The sequence below is a fragment of the Pseudodesulfovibrio sp. 5S69 genome (genome assembly GCF_037094465.1).
Taxonomy (GTDB): Bacteria; Desulfobacterota; Desulfovibrionia; order Desulfovibrionales; family Desulfovibrionaceae; genus Pseudodesulfovibrio; species Pseudodesulfovibrio methanolicus.
Genome location: NZ_CP146609.1, coordinates 1659764 through 1682625, shown reverse-complemented (window position 1 = coordinate 1682625; position 22862 = coordinate 1659764). Strand labels below are relative to the sequence as shown.

Genomic DNA, 22862 nt, shown 5'->3' with positions numbered 1-22862 from the left:
TATGTCGTCATGCGCTTTCCGCTCGCCATATTCCCGGCCCTGTTGGCCGCCGTATTGCTGGTCCTGGCCCCGGCCGTGACCGCGCGCGCCGACCTGTTCGGCGGCAAGATGACCCTGCGCGACGAGAACAAGATGGGTCACGACTTCGACCAGATCATCCGCGCCCAGCAGAACATGGTCGGGGACACCTACATCACGGACTACGTGGCCGGGGTGGTCGCCCGTGTGGTCACGGGCAAGCGGCCCATGCCGTTCCACGTCAAGAGCGCGGTCATCGCCAATCCGCTGATCAACGCCTTCGCCATCCCCGGCGGGTATATCTACGTCTTCACGGGGCTGATCCAGTCCGTGACCACCGAATCGCAACTGGCCGGGGTCATCGCGCACGAGCTGGCGCACGTTTCCCAGCGGCACGTGGTCAGCCGCATCGAGAAGCAGAAGAAGATCACCCTGCTGTCCACGGCGGGCATGCTGGCCGGGCTGTTGCTGGGTGTGGCCGGCGGCGGGGGCAACGCGGCCCAGGCGGGCCAGGCGCTGGTGCTCGGTTCTCAGGGCGTGGCCACGGCCGCCATGCTGCACTACTCCCAGGAGGACGAGCGCGAGGCCGACCACGTGGGCCTCAACTCCCTGGTCAAGGCCGGGTATAACCCCGAGGGATTGCCCCAGACCTTCCAGATCATGCTCAAGAACAAGTGGTACGACAACAGCTCGAACATGCCGAGCTACCTGTCCACCCACCCCGGCACCGAAGACCGCATCACCTACCTCAACGACCGCATCGCGCGCATGCCCAAGTCGTTTCTGGAACGCAAGGATGACAACACCCGGCTGAATCGGGTCCAGGTGCTCATCCGGGCGCGCATGTCTCCGGCCAACACGGCGCTGGCCTATTGGGACGACAAGGAGGAAAGCGAATACAAGCCCATGGACTATGTGGGACGGGGCATCACCCTGGAGCGCCTGAAGCGCATCGACGAGGCCCAGGCGGCCTTCGAAAAGGCCCTGTCCCTGGCCAAGGACGACCCCCTGGTGGTCCGCGAAGCGGGCATCTTCTTTTTCAAGGCCGGGCAGGCCGACCGCGCCGCGGCGCTGTTGCAGAAGGCGGCCATCATGGACAAGGACGACGCCATGGCCCTGTTCTACCTGGCCCGGCTCCAGGCCGAGGCCAAGCAGTACGCCGAGGCGGCCAGGAACATGCGCAAGGTCAACGAGCTGGTGCCCGAGGACTGGGAAGTCCACCAACATCTGGGCATGATCCTGGGCGAATCCGGCGACACATTCGGGGGCAACCTGCACCTGGCCTACGCCGGGGTCTATTCCATGCGCCTGGGCAAGGCCAGGGAGTACATGCAGCGGGCCCGGGACCTGGCTCAGACCCAGGAACAGAAGGACCGGGTCAGGGAGCTCGAAGACACCATCAAGGCCCGCGCCGAAATCAGAAAGTAGCCAACCCTTGTGTACAGGGGTGTTTTGGCGTAGGTTGCATTTTTTTCAAACAGGAACACCCTACACAATGATCGTCGCACGGACCATACAGGACATCCAGGACGTCATCGCCGGGTCATGCGTGACCATCGGCAACTTCGACGGAGTCCACAAAGGTCACCAGAAACTCATCGCGCTGGCCTGCGAGCGCGCCAAGGCCCGGGATCTCATCAGCGTGGTCGTCACCTTCGACCCCCATCCCCTGCGGGTCTTGCGCAGTGACCGCACCCCCCCCTTCATCACCCTGACCGAGCAAAAGATCGAACTGCTCTCCCAGTACGGGCCGCAGGTCTGTCTGCTGCTCGAATTCACCATGGACATGGCCAAGCTCTCCCCAGAGGAGTTCGTCAAGACCTACCTGGTGGACGGGCTGAACGTGAAGGACATGATCATCGGCTACGACTACCACCTGGGCAAGGGCAGGGCCGGGAACTTCGAGACCCTGTGCGGGCTGGGCAGAAAGTACGGCTTCACCGTGGACCGGCTCGACCCGGTGACCATCGACAACGCCATCGTCTCATCCACCCGCATCCGCGACCTGGTCCAGGCCGGGCACGTCTGGGCGGTGCGCCCCCTGCTCGGCCGGTTCTATCAGGTCAAGGGCGAGGTGGTGCACGGCATGAACCGCGGCGGCAAGCTGCTCGGCTTCCCCACGGCCAACCTCAAGCTGGTGGACGAGCTCTTCCCCAAGCCCGGCGTATACGCCATCTGGGCCGAGGTGGACGGCGCGGTTTACGAAGGCGTGGCCAACATCGGCCTGAACCCGACGTTCGGCAACGACGTGCTCTCGGTGGAGGCCCATCTGCTCGACTTTTCCGGCGACATCTACGGGGACGAAATCCGGGTCCACTTCGTACAGCGCATCCGCGACGAGAAGAAGTTCAGCGGCCTGGACGAACTCAAGGCACGCATTGCCAAGGACGTGGAGTTGGGCCGCCAGATCCTCGCCCAGCCCGAAGCGGCCATCAAACTGACCCACCCGGATTTCGGCATGGGCCCGGAGGTCCGATAAGCCACATGCCCATCACCCGTCTGATCAATTACTGGAAAGATTTCGTCAAGTCGTACCGCACGGTCACCTCGTTCCGATGGCTGGTCATCGGCGTGGTCATCGGCACCCTGTCCGGGCTCGTGGCCGCGGGCTTCTTCTGGCTGGTGGAGAGCGGCAAGTTCCTCATCCAGCACCAACTGGCGGGCATCGTCTCCCCGGACCCGGCGGGCGAAGGGCTGTTCGAAGGCCCGGCCGGCGTATACCGGCCGTGGGTCATCCCGGCCTTCACAACGGGCACGGCCCTGCTCACCGGCTGGCTGGTCAAGACCTTCATCCCCGAGACCATCAACGGCGGCACCGACGGCACGGACTCGACCATCAACGCCTTCCACAACCAGGGCGGCATCATCAGGGCCAGGGTGGCCATCATCAAGGGGCTGTGCTCGGTCCTGACCATCGCCTCGGGCGGCTCGGCCGGCCGCGAAGGCCCCATCACCCAGATGGGCGCGGGCATCGGCTCCTGGCTGGCCAAAATCTTCAACATGTCCGCCAAGGAGCGGCGCATGCTCCTGCTCGCGGGCGCCGCTGGCGGCCTGGGGGCCATATTCCGCGCCCCGCTGGGCGGCGCGCTGACCGCCGTAGAGGTCATCTACCGCGAGGACTTCGAGTCCGAGGCCATCCTGCCCTCGGTCATGAGTTCCGTGGTCTCCTACTCCATCTTCACCTTCTTCTACGGCACGGACCCCATCTTCGGCATCCCGCGGTTTTCCTTCCACGACCCGCGCGAGCTGCTCTTCTACGCCCTGCTCGCCTTCGTCTGCGCGGCCGTGGGCTGGCTCTACGTCAAGACCTTCTACACCATCAAGTACCACATCTTCTTCCCGCTCAAGGAAAAGATCGGCCTGGTCTGGTCCATGGGGTTGGGCGGCCTGGCCATGGGGCTGCTCGGCGTCCTCTATCCGTACACCGCGCACGCCGGCCTGGTCACCGGCGGCATCCTGTCCGGCGGCTACGGCTGGCTCGAACTGGCCATCCTCGGCCAGATTCCGGCGCTGGGCATGTGCTACATCATCATCGGCAAGACCGTGGCCACCTCGGTGACCATCGGCTCGGGCATGTCCGGCGGCATGTTCGCGCCCGCCCTGTTCGTGGGCGGCATGTCCGGCGGCCTGGTCGGCAAGCTCGGCCACCACTTCTTCCCGAACATCGTCACCGAGCCCGGCGCGTACATCCTGGTCGGCATGGCCGCCTTCTTCGCGGGCGTGGCCAACGCCCCCATCGGCCCGCTGATCATGGTCACGGAGTTGACCCAGGGCTACGGCCTGCTGGCCCCGCTCATGCTCGCCTCGGCCCTGTGCATCGTGCTCGGCCGCAACTTCTCGCTCTACGAACACCAGGTGGAGAACAAGTTCGACTCCCCGGCCCACGCCGAGGACGCGACCATCAACATCCTGGAGCAGATGCACGTCTCGGACTTCTACAACCCCGGCGACGTCATCGTCCTGGAGGAGGGCACCACCCTCAAGGCCCTGACCGACATCATCGCCCACTCGGACCAGTTCTACTTCCCGGTGCGCTCCCAGGACGGCACCTACGTGGGCATGGTCTCCATCCACAACGTGCGCAACTGGATGTTCGAGGAGGACCTGCACGACCTGGTGGTGGTTCGCGACCTCATGTCGCGGCCGGTCTACGTCCGCCCGGACTACGACCTGTACCAGGCCCTGCTCCGCTTCGTGAACACGGATTACGGCCAGATTCCGGTGGTCTCCGAGACCGACACTTCGGACATCATCGGCCTGATCAACCGCGACGACGTGTTCCTGGCCTACGCCGAGGCCATCGCCCAGGTAAAGGGCGAGGGCCGGGACGAGGCCGCGTTGAGCGCGGAACTCAAGCCCGCCGTCAAGGAATAGCGCCCCTAGGCCAGGGGCAGGTCGAAGGTGACGGAAGTTCCCGGCCGATCCCGGTTTTCAGGGGACACGGCGGGCGACTGGATGAGCAGGGTCCCGCCGTGCTCGTCGCAGACGACCCGCTTGACCTTGGTCAGCCCCATGCCCGCCCCCTGCGCCTTGGTGGTATAGAAGGGATCGGTCACGTACGGCAGCACATCTTTGTCGATGCCCGGCCCGTCGTCGCTGATGCGGAGGCCGTAACGCTGGCCCACCGTCCCGGTCAGCCCGGCTTCGGCCAGCTCGTCGCCGAACAGGCCGACCCCGCCGCGAATGGTCAGGTTCACGCTCCGCTCCCCGGAAAATTCCATGGCATTGACGATGATCTCGGCGAAGGCCGTGACCACGATGCGCGCGTCCACCTTGACCAGCGCGGGCTGCAACCCGCTCTCCACGGCAAAGTCCGCCCCCGACGCCCGCGCGAAGCCGCGCGCCTTGTTCAGCGCCGCCTCCATGAGTCCGTTGACCTGGACATTTTCAAACGGCCCGGCGGACAGGGACACGTATTCACTGATCACGCCGACCAGGCTTTCCAGCCGCAGGCTGTCCTCGCGCACGGCCTCGGCGTAGGTCGCCAGCGGGCTGCCTTCCGGCGTCTTGCGCAGCAGCAGCCCGGCGATGCCGCCGATGGACATGACCGGGTTGCGGATCTGGTGGGCCATGGCGTCGGCAAAGTGCTTGAGGCTCTCGACCCGCTCCCGTTGCGCCTGGATGACCTCGGCCGTTCGTTCTCTGACCCGCTCCTCCAGGGCCGTGTTCTGGCTCTGCAACTGCTCCCTGGCCCGCTTGAGGTCGAGATGCGCCCGAACCCTGGCCTGGACCACGGGCGGGCTGATGGGCTTGGTGATGTAGTCCGAGGCCCCGATGCGCAGCCCTCTGGCCTCGTCGTCCGGGGCGTCCAGGGAGGTCACGAAGATGACCGGAATGTCGCGCGTGGCCGGGTTGCTCTTGATCTGGCTGCAGACCTCGTGGCCGGTCATACCCGGCATCATCACGTCCAGCAGGACCAAATCCGGCCGGGGCTCGCCCGCCACGCGCTCAAGCGCCGTGGCCCCGTCGGTAGCCGCCAACAGGGTATACAGGGAATGCAGCGCCTCGATCATGATGGTGATGTTCTCGGGCTGGTCGTCCACGAGCAGTATGGTCTCGGACTTGCTCATACCCCGTACCCTATCACGAACCAACGGGTGTCGAAAAGGTTTTCGAGCCGTGTCCCCCTTGCCAATCCGCGCAGAGGCATTACCTAACAAAGCGTCATGCAGAAAACATGGAGCGCAGGCCCCGGACGGCTGTCCGTCCGCGAAGGCGACATCACCCGGCTCGACGTGGACGCCATCGTCAACGCGGCCAACTCCCGGCTGGCCGGGGGCGGCGGCGTGGACGGAGCCATCCACCGCGCGGCGGGCGCCAACCGGCTCCAGGCGGCCTGCCGGGAGATCATCCGGGAAATCGGCTCCCTGGCCCCCGGCGAGGCGGTCATCACCCCCGGCTTCGACCTGCACGCATCCCACATCATCCACACCGTCGGCCCCATCTGGCACGGCGGCAACGACAACGAGCCCGGACTCCTCGGCAACGCCTACCGGAACAGCCTGCGGCTCGCCCACGAACACGACTTACGCACCGTGGCCTTCCCGGCCATTTCCTGCGGCGCCTACGGCTACCCGGTCGAGGACGCGGCGCGCATCGCGCTTTCGGCCCTCAAACAGGGACTCGAAGAGGAACTGGCCCGCGAGGCGGTCATGGTCCTGCACGGCGAGACGGCCTTTCACACCTGGTCGCGCATCGCCGAAGACATCCTGTAAGGAGAATCCATGGAACTCAGAGGAACGACCATCGTAGCGGTCAAAGACGAAAACGGCACGGCCGTGGCCGGAGACGGCCAGGTGACCCTGGGCCAGAGCGTGGCCATGAAACACACGGCCCGCAAGGTCCGGCGAATCTACAAGGATAAGGTGACCATCGGTTTTGCCGGTGCCACGGCCGACGCCTTCACCCTGTCCGAGCGGTTCGAGACCAAGCTCGAAACCTATTCGGGCAACCTGCTCCGGGCCGCAGTGGAACTGGCCAAGGACTGGCGCACGGACAAGTACCTGCGCAAGCTTGAGGCCATGCTGCTCGCCGCAGACGGCGAACACATCCTGATCATTTCGGGCACCGGCGACGTCATCGAACCCGACGACGGCGTGGCCGCCATCGGCTCGGGCGGCTCCTACGCCCTGGCCGCGGCCCGCGCCCTGCAACAGAATACCGATCTCAAGGCCGAAACCATCGCCCGCAAGGCCATGGAAATCGCGGCCGACATCTGCGTCTTCACCAACAACCACATCACCGTCGAGACGCAGGCGAAGTAGTTTGTGATGAAGATGCGAGAGGGAAACCTTTGAAAAGGTTTCCTCTCGCGCTCTCCCTTCCAAACTTTTCGGGCCACGCCGCCTGGAAGGGACGAGGAACTTGAACAGACGACATGGCGGCATGGAGGGTGCGTCCCCGAAAGACGTGCCATTGAATCGAGAACACTCCCACGCCGACAGGCGTGCGATAAAAAGTTTTGAAAGGGAGTCCAGAGGGAAAACTTTTTCAAAAGTTTCCCCTCTGGCCGCCGGAGGCATCACCCATGAGCAATCTGACACCGCGTGAAATCGTATCGGAACTGGACAAATACATCATCGGCCAGGAAGCGGCCAAGCGGATGGTGGCCATCGCCATGCGCAACCGTTGGCGCAGGCAGCAGCTCGACCCGGAGCTGCGCGACGAGATAGCGCCCAAGAACATCATCCTGATGGGCCCCACGGGCGTGGGCAAGACCGAGATAGCGCGCAGGCTGGCCCGGCTGGCCAACTGCCCGTTCTTCAAGGTGGAGGCCACCAAGTTCACCGAGGTGGGCTACGTGGGCCGCGACGTGGAGTCCATGATCCGCGACCTGATGGAGATCGGCGTGAACATGGTCCGCAAGGAAGAGACCGAGAAGGTTCGCATCAAGGCGGAGAAGAACGCCGAAGAGCGGTTGCTGGACCTGCTGCTGCCGGGCAAGAAGCCGCAGAACAGCGGCCCCATGGGCTTTTTCCAGGGCGGCCAGAACGGCGAGGTGGAGAAGATCGAGCCGCCCAAGGACGACGGCACCCGCGAGAAGTTCCGCCAGATGTTCCGCTCGGGCCAGCTGGACGAGCGCGAGGTGGAGATGGAGGTCACGGTCCAGAGCGGGGCGAGCGTGGAGATCATGGCCATACCCGGCATGGAGGAGATGGGTTCCAACCTGCAGAACGCCTTTTCCAACATGTTTCCGGGCAAGCGCAAGGCCCGCAAGATGAAGATCAAGGACGCCTACCAGGCGCTCATCGACGAAGAGGCCGACAAGCTCATCGACCCGGACGCGGTCAACGAACTGGCCCGGGAGCGCGTGGAGCAGCAGGGTATCCTGTTCATCGACGAGATGGACAAGATCGCCTCGCGCCACGACCAGGCAGGCGGGGCCGACGTGTCCCGCGAGGGCGTGCAGCGCGACCTGCTGCCCATCGTGGAGGGCAGCGTGGTCAACACCAAATACGGCATGGTCAAGACCGACCACATCCTGTTCATCGCGGCGGGCGCGTTCCATTTCGCCAAGCCGTCGGATCTCATTCCTGAGTTGCAGGGCCGCTTTCCTCTGCGCGAGGAGCTTTCCTCCCTGCACAAGGAGGAGTTCTACCAGATCCTGACCGAGCCGAAAAACGCCCTGACCGTGCAGTACAAGGCCCTGCTCGAGACCGAGGGAGTGGCCATCGACTACACCAGGGAAGCGCTGGAGGAGATTTCGGCCACGGCCGAAAAGATCAACGAGGAGACCGAGAACATCGGCGCGCGCAGGCTCTACACCATCATGGAGAAGATCCTGGCCAACCTCTCGTTCGAGGCCCCGGACAAGTCCGGCAACAAGGTCGTCATCGACCGCGACTACGTTTTGGCCCAGCTCGACGAGGTCATCGAGAACCGGGACCTGTCCCGCTACATTCTGTAGGTCCCGGCCGATGCAGCGCATTCCCGTCATCGGCGTGCCTCTGGACCACAACTCGTCCTATCTGCGCGGCCCGGCCAGGGGGCCCTTCGCCCTGGTCGAGGCGCTGCACTGCGGCTCGGCCAACCTGTGGACCGAGACCGGTTTCGACCTGGAGCCGGTCCTGGACCACCGGGGGACGCTCGACCTGGGCGGGCCGGACGCGGCCTTCGGCGTCATCGAGGAGGCCGCGGCAAAGATCGGCGCTTCGTCCCGGCCCATCTTCCTGGGCGGCGACCACTCGGTGACCTATCCGCTGGTCCGGGGGCTGAAGCGGGCCGTGGGCGACTTCGCCATCCTGCACTTCGACGCCCACCCGGACTGCTATCACGAGTTCGAGGGCAACCCGCACTCCCATGCCTGTCCGTTCGCGCGGATCATGGAGGAGGGATTGTGCTCCCGGCTGGTCTCGGTGGGCATCCGCACGGCCCACGGGCACCAGCGGGAACAGCGGGAGAAGTTCGGCATCCAGTGGCTGGAGATGCGGGACCGGGCGCACTGGCCCGCGCTCTCCTTCGACCTGCCGGTCTATGTCAGCGTGGACCTGGACGCCCTGGACCCGGCCTTCGCGCCGGGGGTCTCGCACCTTGAACCGGGCGGCATGAGTACGCGCGGGCTGCTGGACGTCCTCCAGGCCGTGGACGCGCCGATCATCGGCGCGGACATCGTGGAGCTGAATCCGGACCGGGACCTGAACGGGGTCACGGCCATGGCCGGCGCGAAGATATTGCGGGAAATCGCCGGAATGATGCTCTCGGCCTGATCCCGGCACACCGGGGGCGGAGACTGTTCCAACCCCTTTGCCGAAGTCACGCCGTCTGCTATGCTGCGAGAAACGAGCGTACACTTTTCACCCCAGGAGAATTCAAGCCCATGGACGACAGCGGACATCGGGCCCCGAGCCCACGCATCCCTCCCGGAGGGTTGCGCTGGCTGGTGTTTACCCGCCGAAACCGCGGCAGGCACGGGTATCCCCTGCTCGGCCTCCTGGCCCTGGCCGTGCTCTGCGCCGTGGCCCTGCCCCTGATCAACGCCCTGGTCATCTATCCCGCCTACACCAAGATCATGGTCGGCACCTTCGAGGATGCGGCGCGGCGGCTGGCCGTCCTGACCATCCCGCCATCCATCAAGCACACCCGGCTCGGCCCGGCGGTCCTGGACACGCCCCGCTTCCTGGCCGACGTCTACCGGTTGGAAACCGACTTCGGCCTGCTCAGGGTCCGGGTGATCTCGCCCAAGGGAAAAATCCTCTACTCCACCGACACGGCGGAGATCGACAGTTTCGAATCCGGGCCGATCTTCAAGGACATGGTCTCCAAGGGCAGGCGCTACGCCCGCCTGGGCGTGATGCGCAGCGAACCCGTCCGGGGCAAGACCGAGGCCATCGACACCGTGGAAACCTTCGTGCCGCTCATGCGCGGCAGCGACTTCCTGGGAGCCTTCGAACTGGTCTTCGACGTGACCGGTCCCAAGCGGGAACTCGAACGGTTCAACCTCTACGCCACTGTGGGCTCCTTCGTCATCAGCTTCGCCCTGCTGGGCGTGGTCCTGCTTCTGATCCGCCAGGAGGCGGCCAAAGAACACTCGCGGCTCCAGGCCGACAAGCTGCGCGAGGACGTGGAGCAGATCACCCGCCACGACATCAAGACCCCGCTCCTGGGGGTGCTGAACGGCATCACCTTCCTGGAGAACTTCACCGCCCTGGACACGGAACAAAAGGAACTGCTCGACGACATGCGCCACGCCGCGAACACCGGCATGGACCTGATCAGCCGGTCCCTGGACCTCTACAAGATGGAGACCGGGGCCTACGAATACGCCCCGGCGGACGTGAACATCCTGTCCGTGTGCCGGAGGGTGGCGGACGACCTGTCCGATCTGGCCCGCCAGAGGAGCGTGGCCGTGGAGGTCTCGTTCGGCGACGGGCCGCTGCAACGCGATGCCGCCCTGCCCCTGTCCGTCGAGGAAAACCTGTTCTACGCGGTGTTGGCCAACCTGGTCAAAAACGGCATCGAGGCGTCCGGGGCCGACGACACGGTCTCCATGCGCGTGACGGCCGACGGCGAGTTCTCCGTGGCCGTGCACAACCCCGCCCCGGTACCCGAGGCAGTGCGCGCCCATTTCTTCGACAAGTACGCCACCGCCGGGAAGCGCACCGGTACAGGGCTCGGCACCTATTCGGCCCGGCTCATGGTCGAGGTCATGGGCGGCCGCATCGATATGGATTCGTCCGAGGAGGGCGGCACCACCGTAACCGTGGCCCTGCCCCTTTGATTGTCACCCGGAAGAGGGAGGAAGGCCATGCCGTTCGTCAACATCCGCATCACCAACGAGGGCGCGACCGCCGAGCAGAAACAACGGCTCATACAGGGCGTGACCGACCTGCTGGCCGACGTGCTCGGCAAGAATCCCGCGACGACCTTCGTGATCATCGACGAAGTGGACACCGACAACTGGGGCATCGGGGGCGAGTCCGTCAGCGAACTGCGAAAACGGTGAGCGCGGGCTAGACGCTCAGGGTCATGCGCACGTCCGCGACCATGGCCCGCTCGTTGTTGACCAGGATCGGGTTGAACTCGGCCTCCAGGACCTCGGGCAGGTCCAGCGCCAGCCGGGACATGACCATGATGATCTCTTCCAGGGCCGCGAAGTTCACGGGCTTTTCGCCCTTGAGCCCCTTGAGCAGCATGTAGGATTTGATCTCGCGGACGATCTCGAAGGCGTCCTGACGGGAAAGGGGCGCAAGCTTGAAGGAGATGTCCTTCATGATCTCCACGTAGACCCCGCCCAGGCCGAACATGAGCATGGGGCCGAACTGCTCGTCACGCTTGAACCCGATGATCACCTCGCGCACGCCCGGAGGGGCCATCTCCTGGACCAGGCAGCCCGCGATGTAGGCGTCGCGGCGCATGCGTTGCGCCCTGGCGGTGATCTCCTTGAAGGTCTCCATGACCTCGCGCTCGTTGACCAGGTTGACGGCGACCCCGCCCACGTCGGTCTTGTGCGAGATGTTCGGCGAGGCGATCTTGAGGACCACGGGATAGCCGATCTCCCCGGCCGCGGCCACGGCCTCGTCCGAGGTGCGGGCCAGCTTCGTCCTGGGGGTGGGCAGGCCGTAGGCCCGCAGGATTTGTTGGGCCTCGAACTCCACCACCTCGGCCTGCCTTCGGCGCAGGTGTTCGTCGATGACCTTGCGCACCGCGTCCATGTCTCGCGTAATCTCGGCATAGACCGGCTCCGGACGGTGCTTCCACAGATAATACTGGTACATGGTCTCGATGGAGTGGACCGCCGGCTCCGGGAAGGCGTAGCACGGCACGCCCGCGTCCATGAGCATCTTCCGCGCCCCGGCCACCTTGGTCTTGCCCATGAAGCAGGCAAAGACCGGCTTGGCCCACTTCCGGGCCGTGCGGATGACCGCCTCGGCGGCCTTCTCGATTTCCACCGAGGCCGTGGGCGTGAGCAGGACCAGGATGGCGTGGACCATGGGGTCCTCGCCGATGACGTCCAGGGTCTGGCGGTAGCGCTTGGCGTCCGCGTCGGCCACGATGTCCACCGGGTTGTAGAAGGCTGCGTAGCTGGGAAGAAATTCCTGGAGCTTCTCGATGGTCCGGGGGGAGAGCTCGGCCATGGACAGCTTGGAACGGTCCGCCGCGTCGGCGGCCAGGATGCCCGGCCCGCCCGCGTTGGTGACCACGGCCAGGTTCGGGCCCTTGGGCAGGGGCTGGCTGGAAAAGGCCTGGGCCAGGTTGAACAGGGTGGCCACATCGCCCACCCGGATGACCCCGGACTGGTGAAAGGCGGCGGTATAGCTCTGGTCCGACCCGGCGATGGCCCCGGTGTGCGAGCTGGCCGCCTTGGCCCCGGCCGCCGTGGTGCCCGCCTTGATCATGATCACCGGCTTGTTCAAGCTGGTGCGCCGGGCCTCCTTCAAAAACGCCTCGCCGTGCTCCACGTTCTCGATGTAGCCGAGGATGACCTTGGTGTCCTCGTCCCGGTTGAGATATTCGAGCATGTCCGCCTCGTCCAGGACCGCCTTGTTGCCGAGCGAAACGAACTTGGAGAAGCCGATGTTCGCACCGAGCGCCCAGTCCAGGATGGCCACGCACAGGGCCCCGGACTGGGAGAAGAAGGCGATGGAGCCCCGGCCGGGCTGGCCCGCGGCGAACGAGGCGTTGACCCCGGCCGCACCGTTGATCATGCCCAGGCAGTTGGGCCCGAGCAGGCTGATGCCGTATTCGGCGCACAGCCCCTTGAGCTCCTCTTCGAGGTCGTGCCCCTCCTTGCCCGCTTCCTTGAAACCGGCGGTGATGACGATGGCCGACTTGGCCCCGATTATCCCGAGCTTGCGCACGGACTCCACCACGTGCCGGGGCGGCACCGCGATGACGGCCAGGTCCAGGCCGCGCGGCAGGTCGGCGACGTCGGCGGTCACGGCCAGTCCCTCGATCTCGCCGCCCTTGGGGTTCACGGGCAGGAGCTTGCCGGTGTATCCGGCCGAGAGCATGTTGGTCAGAACGGTGTGCCCCACCTTGCCGGGGGTGGAGGACGCTCCGATGACGGCCACGGCGTCGGGGTAGAAAAAGGCGTGCAGATTGTCCTTGAGGGTCAAAGGCTGGGCTCCTGGTCGCGGTGGTGATTGGCAATGGGCCACCCTAACCCGAAAGCGGCCGCAAGAAAAGGCGCGATCAGCGCATCAGCCAGGCCACGGCATCCTCTTCGCGTTCGAACACCTGGTAACTCAGGGAGCGGTTGTGGTATGCGGTCTCGCAGGCCCGGTATTGCTCGACGAAGCCGGGGTTGCACAGGCAGGCGGACCGCCCGCCCAGAGACTGGATGTTCCGCTCTTCCAGTAGGTTGGCCACCTCGATGATGTCGTGGGCCTCCAGGCGCAACTTCAGGCCGCGCTCGTCCATGAGGAACCGGGTGACGTTGGAGTCCAGCGCCTTGTGGACCATGGTCCGGATCTTGCGCACCAGCTCCTCCGGGGTGGAAATCACCCCGGTGACGATGCCGACGATGTATCCGTCGCGGGTTTCGAACAACAGGTCGAACGACATGATGCTCCCGCCGCAAGGCCGGGACGACCGCCCCGGCCCGTCCGGCTAGTGTTTCTTCTTCTTTCCCGACTGTTCCTCGGCCACGATCTGGGAGGCGGCTGCCGCCACCTGGGCCTCTTCCTCGGGTGTCAGGCGCTCCCGCTCGGGGATGTGCACGGACACGCGCGGCTTGGCGAACTCGATGCCCGCCTCCGCGAAGTACTTGCGCATCTTGGCCAGGACCAGCTTGCGCAGGGTGAACTGGCCGCCGGGTTTGGTCATGAACTTGACCCGCATGCGCATGCCGTACTGCTCCATGGCCTTGACGCCCTGACTCTTGATGTCGGACAGCATGAACTCGTTGAGTTCGGGAACCGCCCGGATTTCCTTGTTGATCTTCTTGATGATCTTCTTGATCTCGTGGATGTCCGTGTCGAACGGCACCAGGTATTGCAGCTTCATGACCGCCCAGTCGCGGGTCATGTTCTGGACCTCTTTGATGGACCCGAACGGAATGGTGTACAGCGGGCCCAGATGGTGCCTGAGCTTGAAGGAGCGCACCGAGATCTCCTCCACCGTGCCCATGGCGCTGCCCACGATGATGTAGTCGCCCACCCGGAAGGCGTCGTCCATGAGGAAGAAGATGCCCGAGATGATGTCCTTGACCAGGGTCTGGGCGCCGAAGCCGATGGCGATGCCGAAGACCGACGCGCCCGCGATGAGCGGGCCTATGTCCACGCCCAGCGACGAGAGGATGATCAGCACGGTGATCACGGACAGGGCCGCGAAGATGAATTTCTTGACCAACTGGAGCAGGGTCGAGAAGCGGTCGCCGCCGGGCCCGCCCCCGCCGTCGCCCTCGCCGTGCTCCTCGGCGGGCTCGTCCTTGGCCTTGAGCCGCCGCTCGATATAGTTCGAGATGAACACCCAAAAGATGTAGGCCAGGACCAAAGTCAGCAGGATGTCGATACCCGCGCCGACCGTGGCCTCGCCGATGGCCAGGTTGATGCCCCATATCCTCAGCAGCAGGAACGCGGCCCCGGCCAGGACCAGGACCCGGAAGCCCACGGACAGGAAATGCTGGAACCGGCTGATGTTGGGCACGCCCTCGACCACGGTCTCCCCGCCCAAGTCATCCAGGGGCGTGTCCGCCAGCCCGGCGGCGAAACCGACCAGCCGCTGGCAGCCCCAGTCCACCAGCAGGTAGGCCGGGACCAGGAGCAGGGTATAGATACCGGTGAGCATGGCGTGGTTGCCGAAAACCAGCATGGCGGCCACCCAGAAGAACCAGAAGCCCAGGGCGTAGACGATGACGCCCACGTGCCACGCCCCGGCCAGTTGGAAGCGCAGGCTGCCGGGCGGCACGGCCCGGCGGATGGCCTCGGCCACCGGCCGCTTGTTCCACAGGGCCAGCAGGCTGACCATGGCCGCCACGATGAAGCCGGTCGCGGACACGATGAGCAGGAAGACCAGCTCGCTGCCTTGGGTCATACCCACCAGGGAGCTGGCCAGGATACCCGCGGCCGCCACCCAGGCCACGCGCACGATCCATTTGTACAGGTAGCGGGCCGCGCCGTCCGAAAGCGGCAGGAAGCGGATGGCCCCCATGGCCGGGGCCAGAACGAAGCGCGCGGCCAGCCGGACCACCTCCACGATGAGCATGGCGGCCAGCCAGACGAAGATGACCGGGCGGCCTTTGTCGGGCTCGTTGAAGATGAACAGATAGGGGATCAGGGTGATCAGGGTGACGCAGGCCACGGCGAGCACATCGAAGAACGCCCGGACCAGGAGCCGCCCCGCCTTGACCGGCAGGGACGCGCCGGGGGAGACGTCCTCGATGCGCCTGCGCAGCCCGGCCAGGCGCCGGGCCACGAACCAGCGGGCCACAAACCACAGGAGCGTGACCGCGAGCAGACCCAGGCCGAGTTCTCCGGGGGGATGCACGCCCGCACCGGTCACGGACTTGCGGAAGGCCTCGGGCAACAGCCTCGGGGCCTGGGCCGCGCCGGAAAAAAGATAGGCGAACCGTTCCCGGACCTTCTGAACGAACTGCCGGGCATGGACGATGGCCCCGGCCACGCCTTTGGGCCCCTCGTCCCCGACCGGGGGAACCGCGGCCTTGCGCAGCTCCTGGAGGAGCAGGCGGCGGACCTGCTCGTCGCTCATCGAGGCCAGGATTTCGTTCAGTTGGCTCGGGGTGGCGTCGGGCGGGATGACCATTTCCGGAGCCTTGCCGCCTTTGCCGGAAGCGCCCGTCATGGCGGCCAGGGCGGCCGGGGTGGCCGGGGACGCGCCGAAAGCGGCCGAAGGTCCGGCCAGGTGGCAGGACAGACACAGGACCATGGCCAGAAGCATGGTTCGTTGCAACATGAAGCCCCCGGGAAAAATTGACTGACGCATTATCCGTATTGTGTAACAAGCTGAATAAACGGTTGTAAACTAAAAAGAGAATGGTTCCGAGTCCCCCATGCGGGCGTACCGGAACAGCCGGGACGACCCGCCTTCCACATTCCGGGCCAGGTCGTCCAGGATCGCCGTCTCGCCGAAGGTGTGCATGGGCACGAACACGGGCGCGCCGATGATCCGGCAGGCGGTCTCGCCTCCGGCCAGGTTGTCGAGCCTCGGGTCCGCGTTGGCGAAAGCCACGTGCGGCCGGAAGTCGCGGGCCCGCTCCATGGCGGCCCGGAAGAACTTGCGGGTGAAGTCCGCCTCGGCCGGGGAGGCGCCGGGCCATATCCACTCGGCCAGGTCGCCGCCGTAGTAGAAGCGGAAGCAGCCGTCCTCCACCAGGAAGGCCACGCCCAGGTCGTTGGACATCAGGGTCTCGATGACCATGCCTCCGAAGCCGTAGGTCTCGTCCGGCTCGACCATGAGGACCTGCCCGTTGCCGGGCACGGCCTCGGGCCTGAGCTCCTCAACGTCGTCCGAGAGCACGTAGCGCACCTTGGCGGCCGCGCCGGTCACCGAGGCGAGGTCGTTGTTCAGATGGTCGGCGTGCCCGTGGGAAATGAACACGGCCAGGTCGGTCCCGGCCACGGCCCGGCGGACCAGGTCTCCGGCCCCCTCGGGCAGGTGTTCGTTCTCGGGATAGTCGAAGAGATAGGCCCGCTTGTCCGTGCGCAGGACAAAGGCGCTGTGGTGAATGTAGGTGATGTCGCAGTGCATGGTGGTCGCCCGTTCCTTTTTTCTCCGGGTTAGCACAAACCGGACGCCCTGTCCCGAATCTTGCCACAAGGGGGCAAGGGGGATATACCGGGTATGAATGGGAGAAAATCAATGACGGCCAAGGTATCCATGACTCCGCACTCCGACCACCTTTCGGTGAAGGTCTCGGGAGGCGTCCGGTCCATTGACGAGGTCCTCGACTATGTGTCCGACTTCCGGAACGAGGCCACTCGGCTCGGGCTGCGCAGGGTGCTTCTCGACTACACCGAGGCCCGCTTCGACATGGACTATCACGACATGCAGGAACTGGCCGAGATCGGCGTGCAGAAGGACTTCCCGCTGTACGGCTTGCGCATCGCAGTGGTCTGCCGGCCCGATGACATGGAGCGGCAGCGCCTGTTCGAAACCATCGCGGCCAACCGGAGCATCGTCTACCAGGTCTTCACCGACCCGGACAAGGCTCTGGCCCGGCTCATGGAGCCCTGAACCGATCCTGGCGGACAGCGTCCGATTCCTGTATCCTCGCTCCTGCACTTTTCGCAGGAGGCCTCATGCTCACCATCGGCGTCGACACCGGCGGCACCTTCACCGACTTCACCTTCGTCCACGGCACGGACACCGGCACGTACAAGACCCTGTCCACGCCGCACAACCCGGCCGAGGCGGTCCTCTCCGGTCTGCGCCACATCCTGGCCGGGCAGCTCCCCGGCGCCCGCCTCGGCGAGACGGACCTGGCCGTGGTCCACGGCTCCACCGTGGCCACCAACGCCATCCTGGAACGCAAGGGCGTGCCCACGGCCCTGGTGACCAACGAGGGCTTCACCGACGTCATCGAGATCGGCCGCCAGAACCGCGCCGCCCTCTACGACCTGCACTACCGGCGCCAGCCGCACATCGTGCCCGCGCGCCTGCGCTTCGGCGTACCCGGCCGGGTCACCGCCGAGGGCGAGACCCTGGTCCCGTTCGACGAGGCGGCGGCCGAGCGGGTGGTCGGGCAAATCAGGAATTCGGGCGCGCGCTCCGTGGCCGTCTGCTTCCTGTTCTCCTTTCTCGACCCGGCCCACGAACGGCGCATGGGCGCGATGCTCCGCGAACTCGGCCTGCCCGTGTCCCTGTCGAGCGAAATCCTGGCCGAGTTCCGCGAATTCGAGCGGACCTCGACCACGGTGGTCAACGCCTACGTCTCGCCGATCATGACCCGCTACCTGACCGACCTGCAGCAGGGCCTCGGCGCGGGGAGCGGCCGCAGCGCGGGTCTGCGCATCATGCAGTCCAACGGCGGCTCCATTTCGGCGGACACGGCCATGCGCGAATCCGTGCGGACCATCCTGTCCGGCCCGGCCGGGGGAGCGGTGGGCGCGCTGGCCCTGGGCCGCGCCGCCGGGTTCGACAAACTGATCACCTTCGACATGGGCGGAACCAGCACCGACGTCAGCCTCATGGACGGCGGCCTGCCCCTGACCATGGCGTCGAGCATCTCCGGCTACCCGGTCAAGGTGCCCATGATCGACATCCACACCGTGGGCGCGGGCGGCGGGTCCATCGCCTCCCGTGATCCGGGCGGCTCCCTGGCCGTGGGCCCGGAGAGCGCAGGCGCGGATCCTGGCCCCATCTGCTACGGCCGGCGCGGCGAACAGGTCACCGTGACCGACGCCAACCTGTACCTCGGACGGATCGTGCCCGAACGGTTCCTGGGCGGCGGCATGGCCCTGGACGCGGACGGCGCCCGGCGCGGGATCGAGCGGCTGGCCGGAGAGCTGGACCTTGCGCCCGCCGAGCTGGCCGAGGGCGTCCTGGCCGTGGCCAACGCCAACATGGAGCGGGCCATCCGGGTCATCTCCGTGGAAAAGGGGTTCGATCCCCGCGAATTCACCCTCCTCTCCTTCGGCGGCGCGGGCGGCCTGCACTGCGCCGACCTGGCCCGACTGCTCGGCATGCCCCGGGTCCTGGTGCCGGTCGACCCCGGCATCCTCTCGGCCACGGGCATGCTCATGGCCGACGTGGTCAAGGACTACTCGCGCACGGTCATGTGCCCGGCCGCGGAATTCACCGACCGGGCCATGGACGCGGCCTTCGCCGATCTGGAACGGGACGCCCGGCAGGAACTGGGCGACGAGGGCGTGCCGCCCGAACGGGTTGTCCACGAACGCTTCCTGGACATGCGCTACCGGGGCCAATCCTTCGAAATAGTGGTTCCCTTCGGCGCGGACATGGCCGAACGCTTTCAGGTCCGGCACGAGCGGCGCTACGGCTACCGCAATGCGGACAAGCCCGTGGAGGTGGTCAACGTCCGGCTGCGCAGCCGGGGCATCGCGGACCGTAGAGAGCCCGAACCGGGCAAGAAAGGGGGTCAGCGGGTTGCGGACGGGGCGCGGCTGGGCACGCAAAAGGCCGTGTTCGACGGCGCGGCGGTTGCCACCGCCATCCTGGACCGGGCGGCGCTCGCGCCGGGCAACCGGTTTACCGGCCCCGCCATCGTCACGGAGTACACCTCGACCATCGTGATCCCGCCCGACGTCGAGGTGCGCGTGGACCCGTGGTCCAATCTGGTCGTGAAACTCGATTGATCCGTCAGTTCCGGCCGCCGGGCAGGATCACGTGGAAGACGGCGCCCCGGCCCTTCTCCGACCGGGCCCAGACCCGGCCGCCCAGCTTCTCCACCACCATGCGGCACAGGGCCAGCCCCATGCCCGCACCCTTGATCTCGTCAACCAGGGTATCGCCGGTCTCCACCTGGTGGAACGGCTTGAAGATCGCCTCCAGTTCCTGCTCGGGAATGCCTTTGCCCGTGTCGGCCACGGTCAGTTCCACCCCCCTGCCGTCCGGACTGGTCACGCGCACGGCGACCTTTCCATCGCGGGCGAAGGTGCAGGCGTTGCCCAGCAGGTGGCCGAGCACACGCCGCAGGTGCTCCGGCAGGATATTGAGTTCGGGCAGCCCGTCCTCCATCTCCAGGGTTACGTCGAAAGGCACGCCGCCGCTGCAGGCGGCCCGGGCGTCATCCACGGCCTGCCGGATGGTCCCGGTCACGGGATAGGCCGTCTCGGTGCGCAGGTCGCCGCCCGCCTCCATGTCGGCCAACTCCATGAACTGGTCGACCAACAGGTTCAACCGCCTGCCCTCGATCTCCACGACGTCGAGGTTGCCCTGGGCCCGCTCCAGGCTTTCGCCGTTGTCCGCCCCCCGCATGGCCCGGTCCAACTCCCGGCGGGCCAGGGCGCAGTAGCCGAGCACCGAGGTCAGCGGCGTGCGCATGACGTGGGACGCGGTGGTCAGGAAGGAAGACTTGAGGTCGTCGACGCGGGTGAGCTCGGCGTTGGCCCGCTTCAATTCCTCGGCCTTGAGGGCTAGGTCGGAGGTCCGCTCGGCGATGATCGCCTCCAGGTCCTCCTCGGCCCGCTTCAAGGCGGTGATGTCCACCAGGGAGACGAGATCGGCCGGCGCGCCGTTGACCCTGGTGGTCCGGGAGTGGATTTCCACCCACTTGACCCGGCCCGTACCGGTCACCGCCCGCCAGGTGTAGGCCGGGAGCGTGCCGCTCTCTCCGGTCTGTTTGAGCCGGGCCTGGGACAGGACGAAATCGCTGTCGTCCGGGTGCAGGTACCGGCCGAATCCGCCGGGGGGCAGCGCCATCAGCTCCTCCACCGTGGACTCGACGATATCCGCCGCGGCCTTGTTGACGAAAGTCACCCGATCCTCCTGCAAGACGCACAGGCCGAGCATGGTCTGCTCGGAGAACGTCCGGAACCGCTCCTCGCTCTCGGTCAATTCATCCAGGATCAGAGCCACGTTGAGCCCGTCCGACAGGCGGCGGCCCGCCTCGGTGAACAGGCGGATCTCCTCGTCGGTCCAGACGCGGGCATCGCGGCACTGGTGCAGCCCCAGAGCCCACGGCTTTCCCAGGCTCGGCCGGATGGCGTACATGAGCTGGGAGCGGACGCCGTACCGCTCGGTGAGCAACTCGTCCATTTTCAGCCCGGTGGACGGGTCGAAGGCCAGGGAGACGTGGCTTTCGAGCAGCGCCCTGAAATCCTGCCGGGTCTTCTCGGTGATGGCCATCTCCTCGCCTTCCATGCCGTCCAGCCCGTAATCGGAATCGGCCCGCAACACCTTGACGCGGAAGGTGCCGGCCTCGGGCTCGCAGGGATGCACCAGCCACGCCCGGTCGGCACCGAAGGCGAGGCGAATGGCCTCCACCGTGGACCGAAGCATCTCGTCGGTGGAGGTCCCGCTGTGCATGGCCCGGTCGACGCGGTCGAGGGTCTCCAGGAAATGGATGTGGTTGTAGTATTCCTCTTCGGCGTGCTTGCGGTCGGTCACGTCGAAGATCACGCCGTCGATGCGGGTCGCTTGGCCCAGCTCATCGTGGATGATCCGGCCGCGCTCGGACAGCCAGCGGACCTCGCCGTCGCGGCGGATGATCCTGTAGTCCGCCAGATAGGTCTGCAGGTGTTCCAGCCCCTCGCGCAGTGAGTGCTCCACCCACTCCCGGTCCTCGGGGTGGATGATGGACTGGAAGGACCGGCCGCCGCCCTCCATGAACTCCTCGGCCGGGTACCCGGTCAGGTCCAGGGCCGTGCCGCTGACGAACCGGTTCACCCAGCCGTCCCGAAAATCGCTGTGATAGATGATGCCCGGAATGTTCGCGACCAGGGAACTGAACCGCTCCAGGCTCTCTGACAGGGCCTCCTGGACCGCCTGCCGCTCGCCGACCATGCGATTGGCCGCCTCGGCCAGGGACCTGAATTCCGCATAATCCAGGGAAGCCACGTCGATCTCGCCCTTGCCCGAGGTGGCCCGTTCCCATACGCTGGTGAAGGAGGCCACGTTGGAATCGATATTCCGGGCCAGGCGGCGTGACAGATACAGGGCCAGCAGGCTGAGCAACCCCATGCCGGAGAGGATGAGCAGGATGCGGTCCTGGATGTGCTGTTCAAGCTGCTTGCGCTTGAGTTCGATGACCCCTTCGATGTCGCCCACGAAGGCCCCTGTGCCGATGTACCACCCCCAGTCCGGGATGAGCTCGGCGTAGCTGACCTTGGATTCGTTGCGCTGCCCGCCCAGCGGCGGCATGACGTAGGTGACGAACCCGCCCCCCTGCTTCGCCGCCTTGATCAGTTCCTGGACGATCTTCACGCCGTTGGCGTCGGAGATGTTCCACATGTTCTGGCCGACGACCGGGCCGAGTATGGATTCACCATCCAGGGTCCCGCCGAACAGGGCGCCGTTCTTGGCGTAGCGGATGTCCCCCAGCCGCCGCAGGGCCACTTCCTTGAGGGCTTCCTCGGCCATTTCGAGGCAGGCCCCGGCCACCACGCGCAACCCCTGGGCCTCGAACTCGTTGACCTTGACCAGCAGGGTATACCGGCTCATGCCGTCGGCCACCTTGAGGGGCAGCTTGCGCTGCCCGCTGGTCACGCCGTCGAGTTCGTCCTCCACCTGGGCCAGGGCACCCTCGCGGTTGACCCATTTCGGAAAGGGGGAAAAAAGATAGATGGTGTTGCCGCGGATGGCGTAGAGCCGGGCCTCGCTGCGGTCCAGGGCGGCCATGAGGCGCACCGTGGCGATGCGCAACACCGTGGGGTCCGCCCCCTTGGCCAGGTCCCGTCCCAGGACCTCGTTCAGGGCCCGGACGTCGCGGATCTTGGACTCGAGCTTCCGCGCCAGGTTGTCGGCGGCAGACCGCCTGAGCCGGGCGACCAGCTCCAGGGCGTCCTGCACCTCGCTCTTGACCAGGCTGCGGCGCTCGGCGTAGTGCTCCTCCCGAATCCCGGCCGCATCAGCCCTGAAATCGGCCAACATGGAATACAACCACACGGCACCGATGACCAGAATGGATATCCATGATACGGCCACCATGCCCACCAGGCCGGCTCTGCCGATGGTCCTTCCCTTTCTCACACGAAACGTCTCCCATCCCCGAAACCGCCCAGGCAGCCCGTTGATTTGATGACCAAACCTTCCACAAACCCTACAATACCAACCTCCCCAGGAAAAGCCACCCCATTGTTTCCTCCCACCCCGACCCTCCTCCCCTGCTCTTTTGCCTTGACCCCCCCCGCCTCCTGGTATAAAAATCGACTCCCGTTTCGCCAGGATAGCTCAGTTGGTAGAGCAACTGATTCGTAATCAGTAGGTCGTCGGTTCAATTCCGATTCCTGGCTCCAGTAAATGGTCTAGCCCCTCAGTGAGTTATG

At 65.9% G+C, this 22862-nt stretch carries 17 protein-coding genes and 1 tRNA gene; 12 read left to right on the top strand and 6 right to left on the bottom strand.

From position 1 onward, the window contains the following. The first annotated feature begins 9 nt into the window (after positions 1-9). The 3 genes from V8V93_RS07835 to V8V93_RS07825 all read left to right on the top strand — a co-directional run bounded on the left by V8V93_RS07835 (position 10) and on the right by V8V93_RS07825 (position 4392). Complete coding sequence (locus tag V8V93_RS07835; RefSeq protein ID WP_338669807.1) at positions 10-1446, top strand: M48 family metalloprotease; 1437 nt, start codon at positions 10-12, stop codon at positions 1444-1446. 67 nt (positions 1447-1513) lie between these two features. Beyond that, complete coding sequence (locus tag V8V93_RS07830; protein ID WP_338669806.1) at positions 1514-2497, top strand: bifunctional riboflavin kinase/FAD synthetase; 984 nt, start codon at positions 1514-1516, stop codon at positions 2495-2497. Between the two features lie 5 nt (positions 2498-2502). Continuing rightward, positions 2503-4392 (top strand): chloride channel protein, encoded by a 1890-nt coding sequence (locus tag V8V93_RS07825; RefSeq protein ID WP_338669805.1) that lies wholly within the window; start codon positions 2503-2505, stop codon positions 4390-4392. A gap of 5 nt (positions 4393-4397) precedes the next feature. Here the strand turns inward: V8V93_RS07825 and V8V93_RS07820 are convergent, their stop codons facing one another. After that, on the bottom strand, positions 4398-5588 hold the full coding sequence (locus V8V93_RS07820) for a hybrid sensor histidine kinase/response regulator (RefSeq protein ID WP_338669804.1): 1191 nt from the start codon (positions 5586-5588) through the stop codon (positions 4398-4400). A gap of 96 nt (positions 5589-5684) precedes the next feature. On the opposite strand from V8V93_RS07820, the gene V8V93_RS07815 reads away from it, so the two are divergent. The 6 genes from V8V93_RS07815 to V8V93_RS07790 all read left to right on the top strand — a co-directional run bounded on the left by V8V93_RS07815 (position 5685) and on the right by V8V93_RS07790 (position 10960). Continuing rightward, a complete protein-coding gene (locus tag V8V93_RS07815; protein ID WP_338669803.1) occupies positions 5685-6233 on the top strand; it encodes a macro domain-containing protein in 549 nt (182 codons plus the stop codon). A gap of 9 nt (positions 6234-6242) precedes the next feature. Next, positions 6243-6782, top strand: coding sequence for an ATP-dependent protease subunit HslV (gene hslV, locus V8V93_RS07810; protein ID WP_338669802.1), 540 nt, complete (start codon positions 6243-6245; stop codon positions 6780-6782). A 263-nt stretch (positions 6783-7045) separates the two neighbouring features. After that, positions 7046-8425, top strand: a complete 1380-nt coding sequence (gene hslU / locus V8V93_RS07805) for an ATP-dependent protease ATPase subunit HslU (protein ID WP_338669801.1) — start codon at positions 7046-7048, stop codon at positions 8423-8425. Positions 8426-8435: 10 nt separating this feature from the next. Beyond that, on the top strand, positions 8436-9224 hold the full coding sequence (gene speB, locus V8V93_RS07800; RefSeq protein ID WP_338669800.1) for an agmatinase: 789 nt from the start codon (positions 8436-8438) through the stop codon (positions 9222-9224). Between the two features lie 173 nt (positions 9225-9397). Continuing rightward, positions 9398-10735 carry a sensor histidine kinase gene (locus V8V93_RS07795; protein ID WP_338669799.1) on the top strand — a complete coding sequence of 446 codons (1338 nt, stop codon included), beginning with the start codon at positions 9398-9400 and terminating at the stop codon, positions 10733-10735. A 27-nt stretch (positions 10736-10762) separates the two neighbouring features. Further along, positions 10763-10960, top strand: a complete 198-nt coding sequence (locus tag V8V93_RS07790) for a 4-oxalocrotonate tautomerase family protein (protein WP_338669798.1) — start codon at positions 10763-10765, stop codon at positions 10958-10960. Between the two features lie 7 nt (positions 10961-10967). Here V8V93_RS07790 and V8V93_RS07785 read toward each other — a convergent pair whose 3' ends face one another. The 4 genes from V8V93_RS07785 to V8V93_RS07770 form a co-directional block, all read right to left on the bottom strand. Next, a complete protein-coding gene (locus V8V93_RS07785) occupies positions 10968-13073 on the bottom strand; it encodes an acetate--CoA ligase family protein (RefSeq protein ID WP_338669797.1) in 2106 nt (701 codons plus the stop codon). 76 nt (positions 13074-13149) lie between these two features. Continuing rightward, complete coding sequence (locus tag V8V93_RS07780; protein WP_338669796.1) at positions 13150-13521, bottom strand: hypothetical protein; 372 nt, start codon at positions 13519-13521, stop codon at positions 13150-13152. 45 nt (positions 13522-13566) lie between these two features. Then, entirely contained in the window at positions 13567-15870 is a 2304-nt protein-coding gene (locus tag V8V93_RS07775) for a mechanosensitive ion channel domain-containing protein (RefSeq protein WP_338669795.1), read from the bottom strand. Between the two features lie 69 nt (positions 15871-15939). Beyond that, positions 15940-16665: an MBL fold metallo-hydrolase gene (locus tag V8V93_RS07770; protein WP_338669794.1), complete on the bottom strand. Its 726-nt coding sequence runs from the start codon at positions 16663-16665 to the stop codon at positions 15940-15942. 111 nt (positions 16666-16776) lie between these two features. Here V8V93_RS07770 and V8V93_RS07765 point away from each other — a divergent pair, with 111 nt between their 5' ends. Both V8V93_RS07765 and V8V93_RS07760 read left to right on the top strand, forming a co-directional pair. Next, positions 16777-17151, top strand: coding sequence for a hypothetical protein (locus V8V93_RS07765; protein ID WP_338669793.1), 375 nt, complete (start codon positions 16777-16779; stop codon positions 17149-17151). Between the two features lie 65 nt (positions 17152-17216). Further along, positions 17217-19232 carry a hydantoinase/oxoprolinase family protein gene (locus V8V93_RS07760; RefSeq protein WP_338669792.1) on the top strand — a complete coding sequence of 672 codons (2016 nt, stop codon included), beginning with the start codon at positions 17217-17219 and terminating at the stop codon, positions 19230-19232. 4 nt (positions 19233-19236) lie between these two features. Here the strand turns inward: V8V93_RS07760 and V8V93_RS07755 are convergent, their stop codons facing one another. Further along, on the bottom strand, positions 19237-22566 hold the full coding sequence (locus V8V93_RS07755; RefSeq protein ID WP_338669791.1) for a cache domain-containing protein: 3330 nt from the start codon (positions 22564-22566) through the stop codon (positions 19237-19239). A 190-nt stretch (positions 22567-22756) separates the two neighbouring features. Here V8V93_RS07755 and V8V93_RS07750 point away from each other — a divergent pair. Continuing rightward, a tRNA-Thr gene (locus tag V8V93_RS07750) sits at positions 22757-22832 on the top strand. Positions 22833-22862 lie beyond the last annotated feature (30 nt).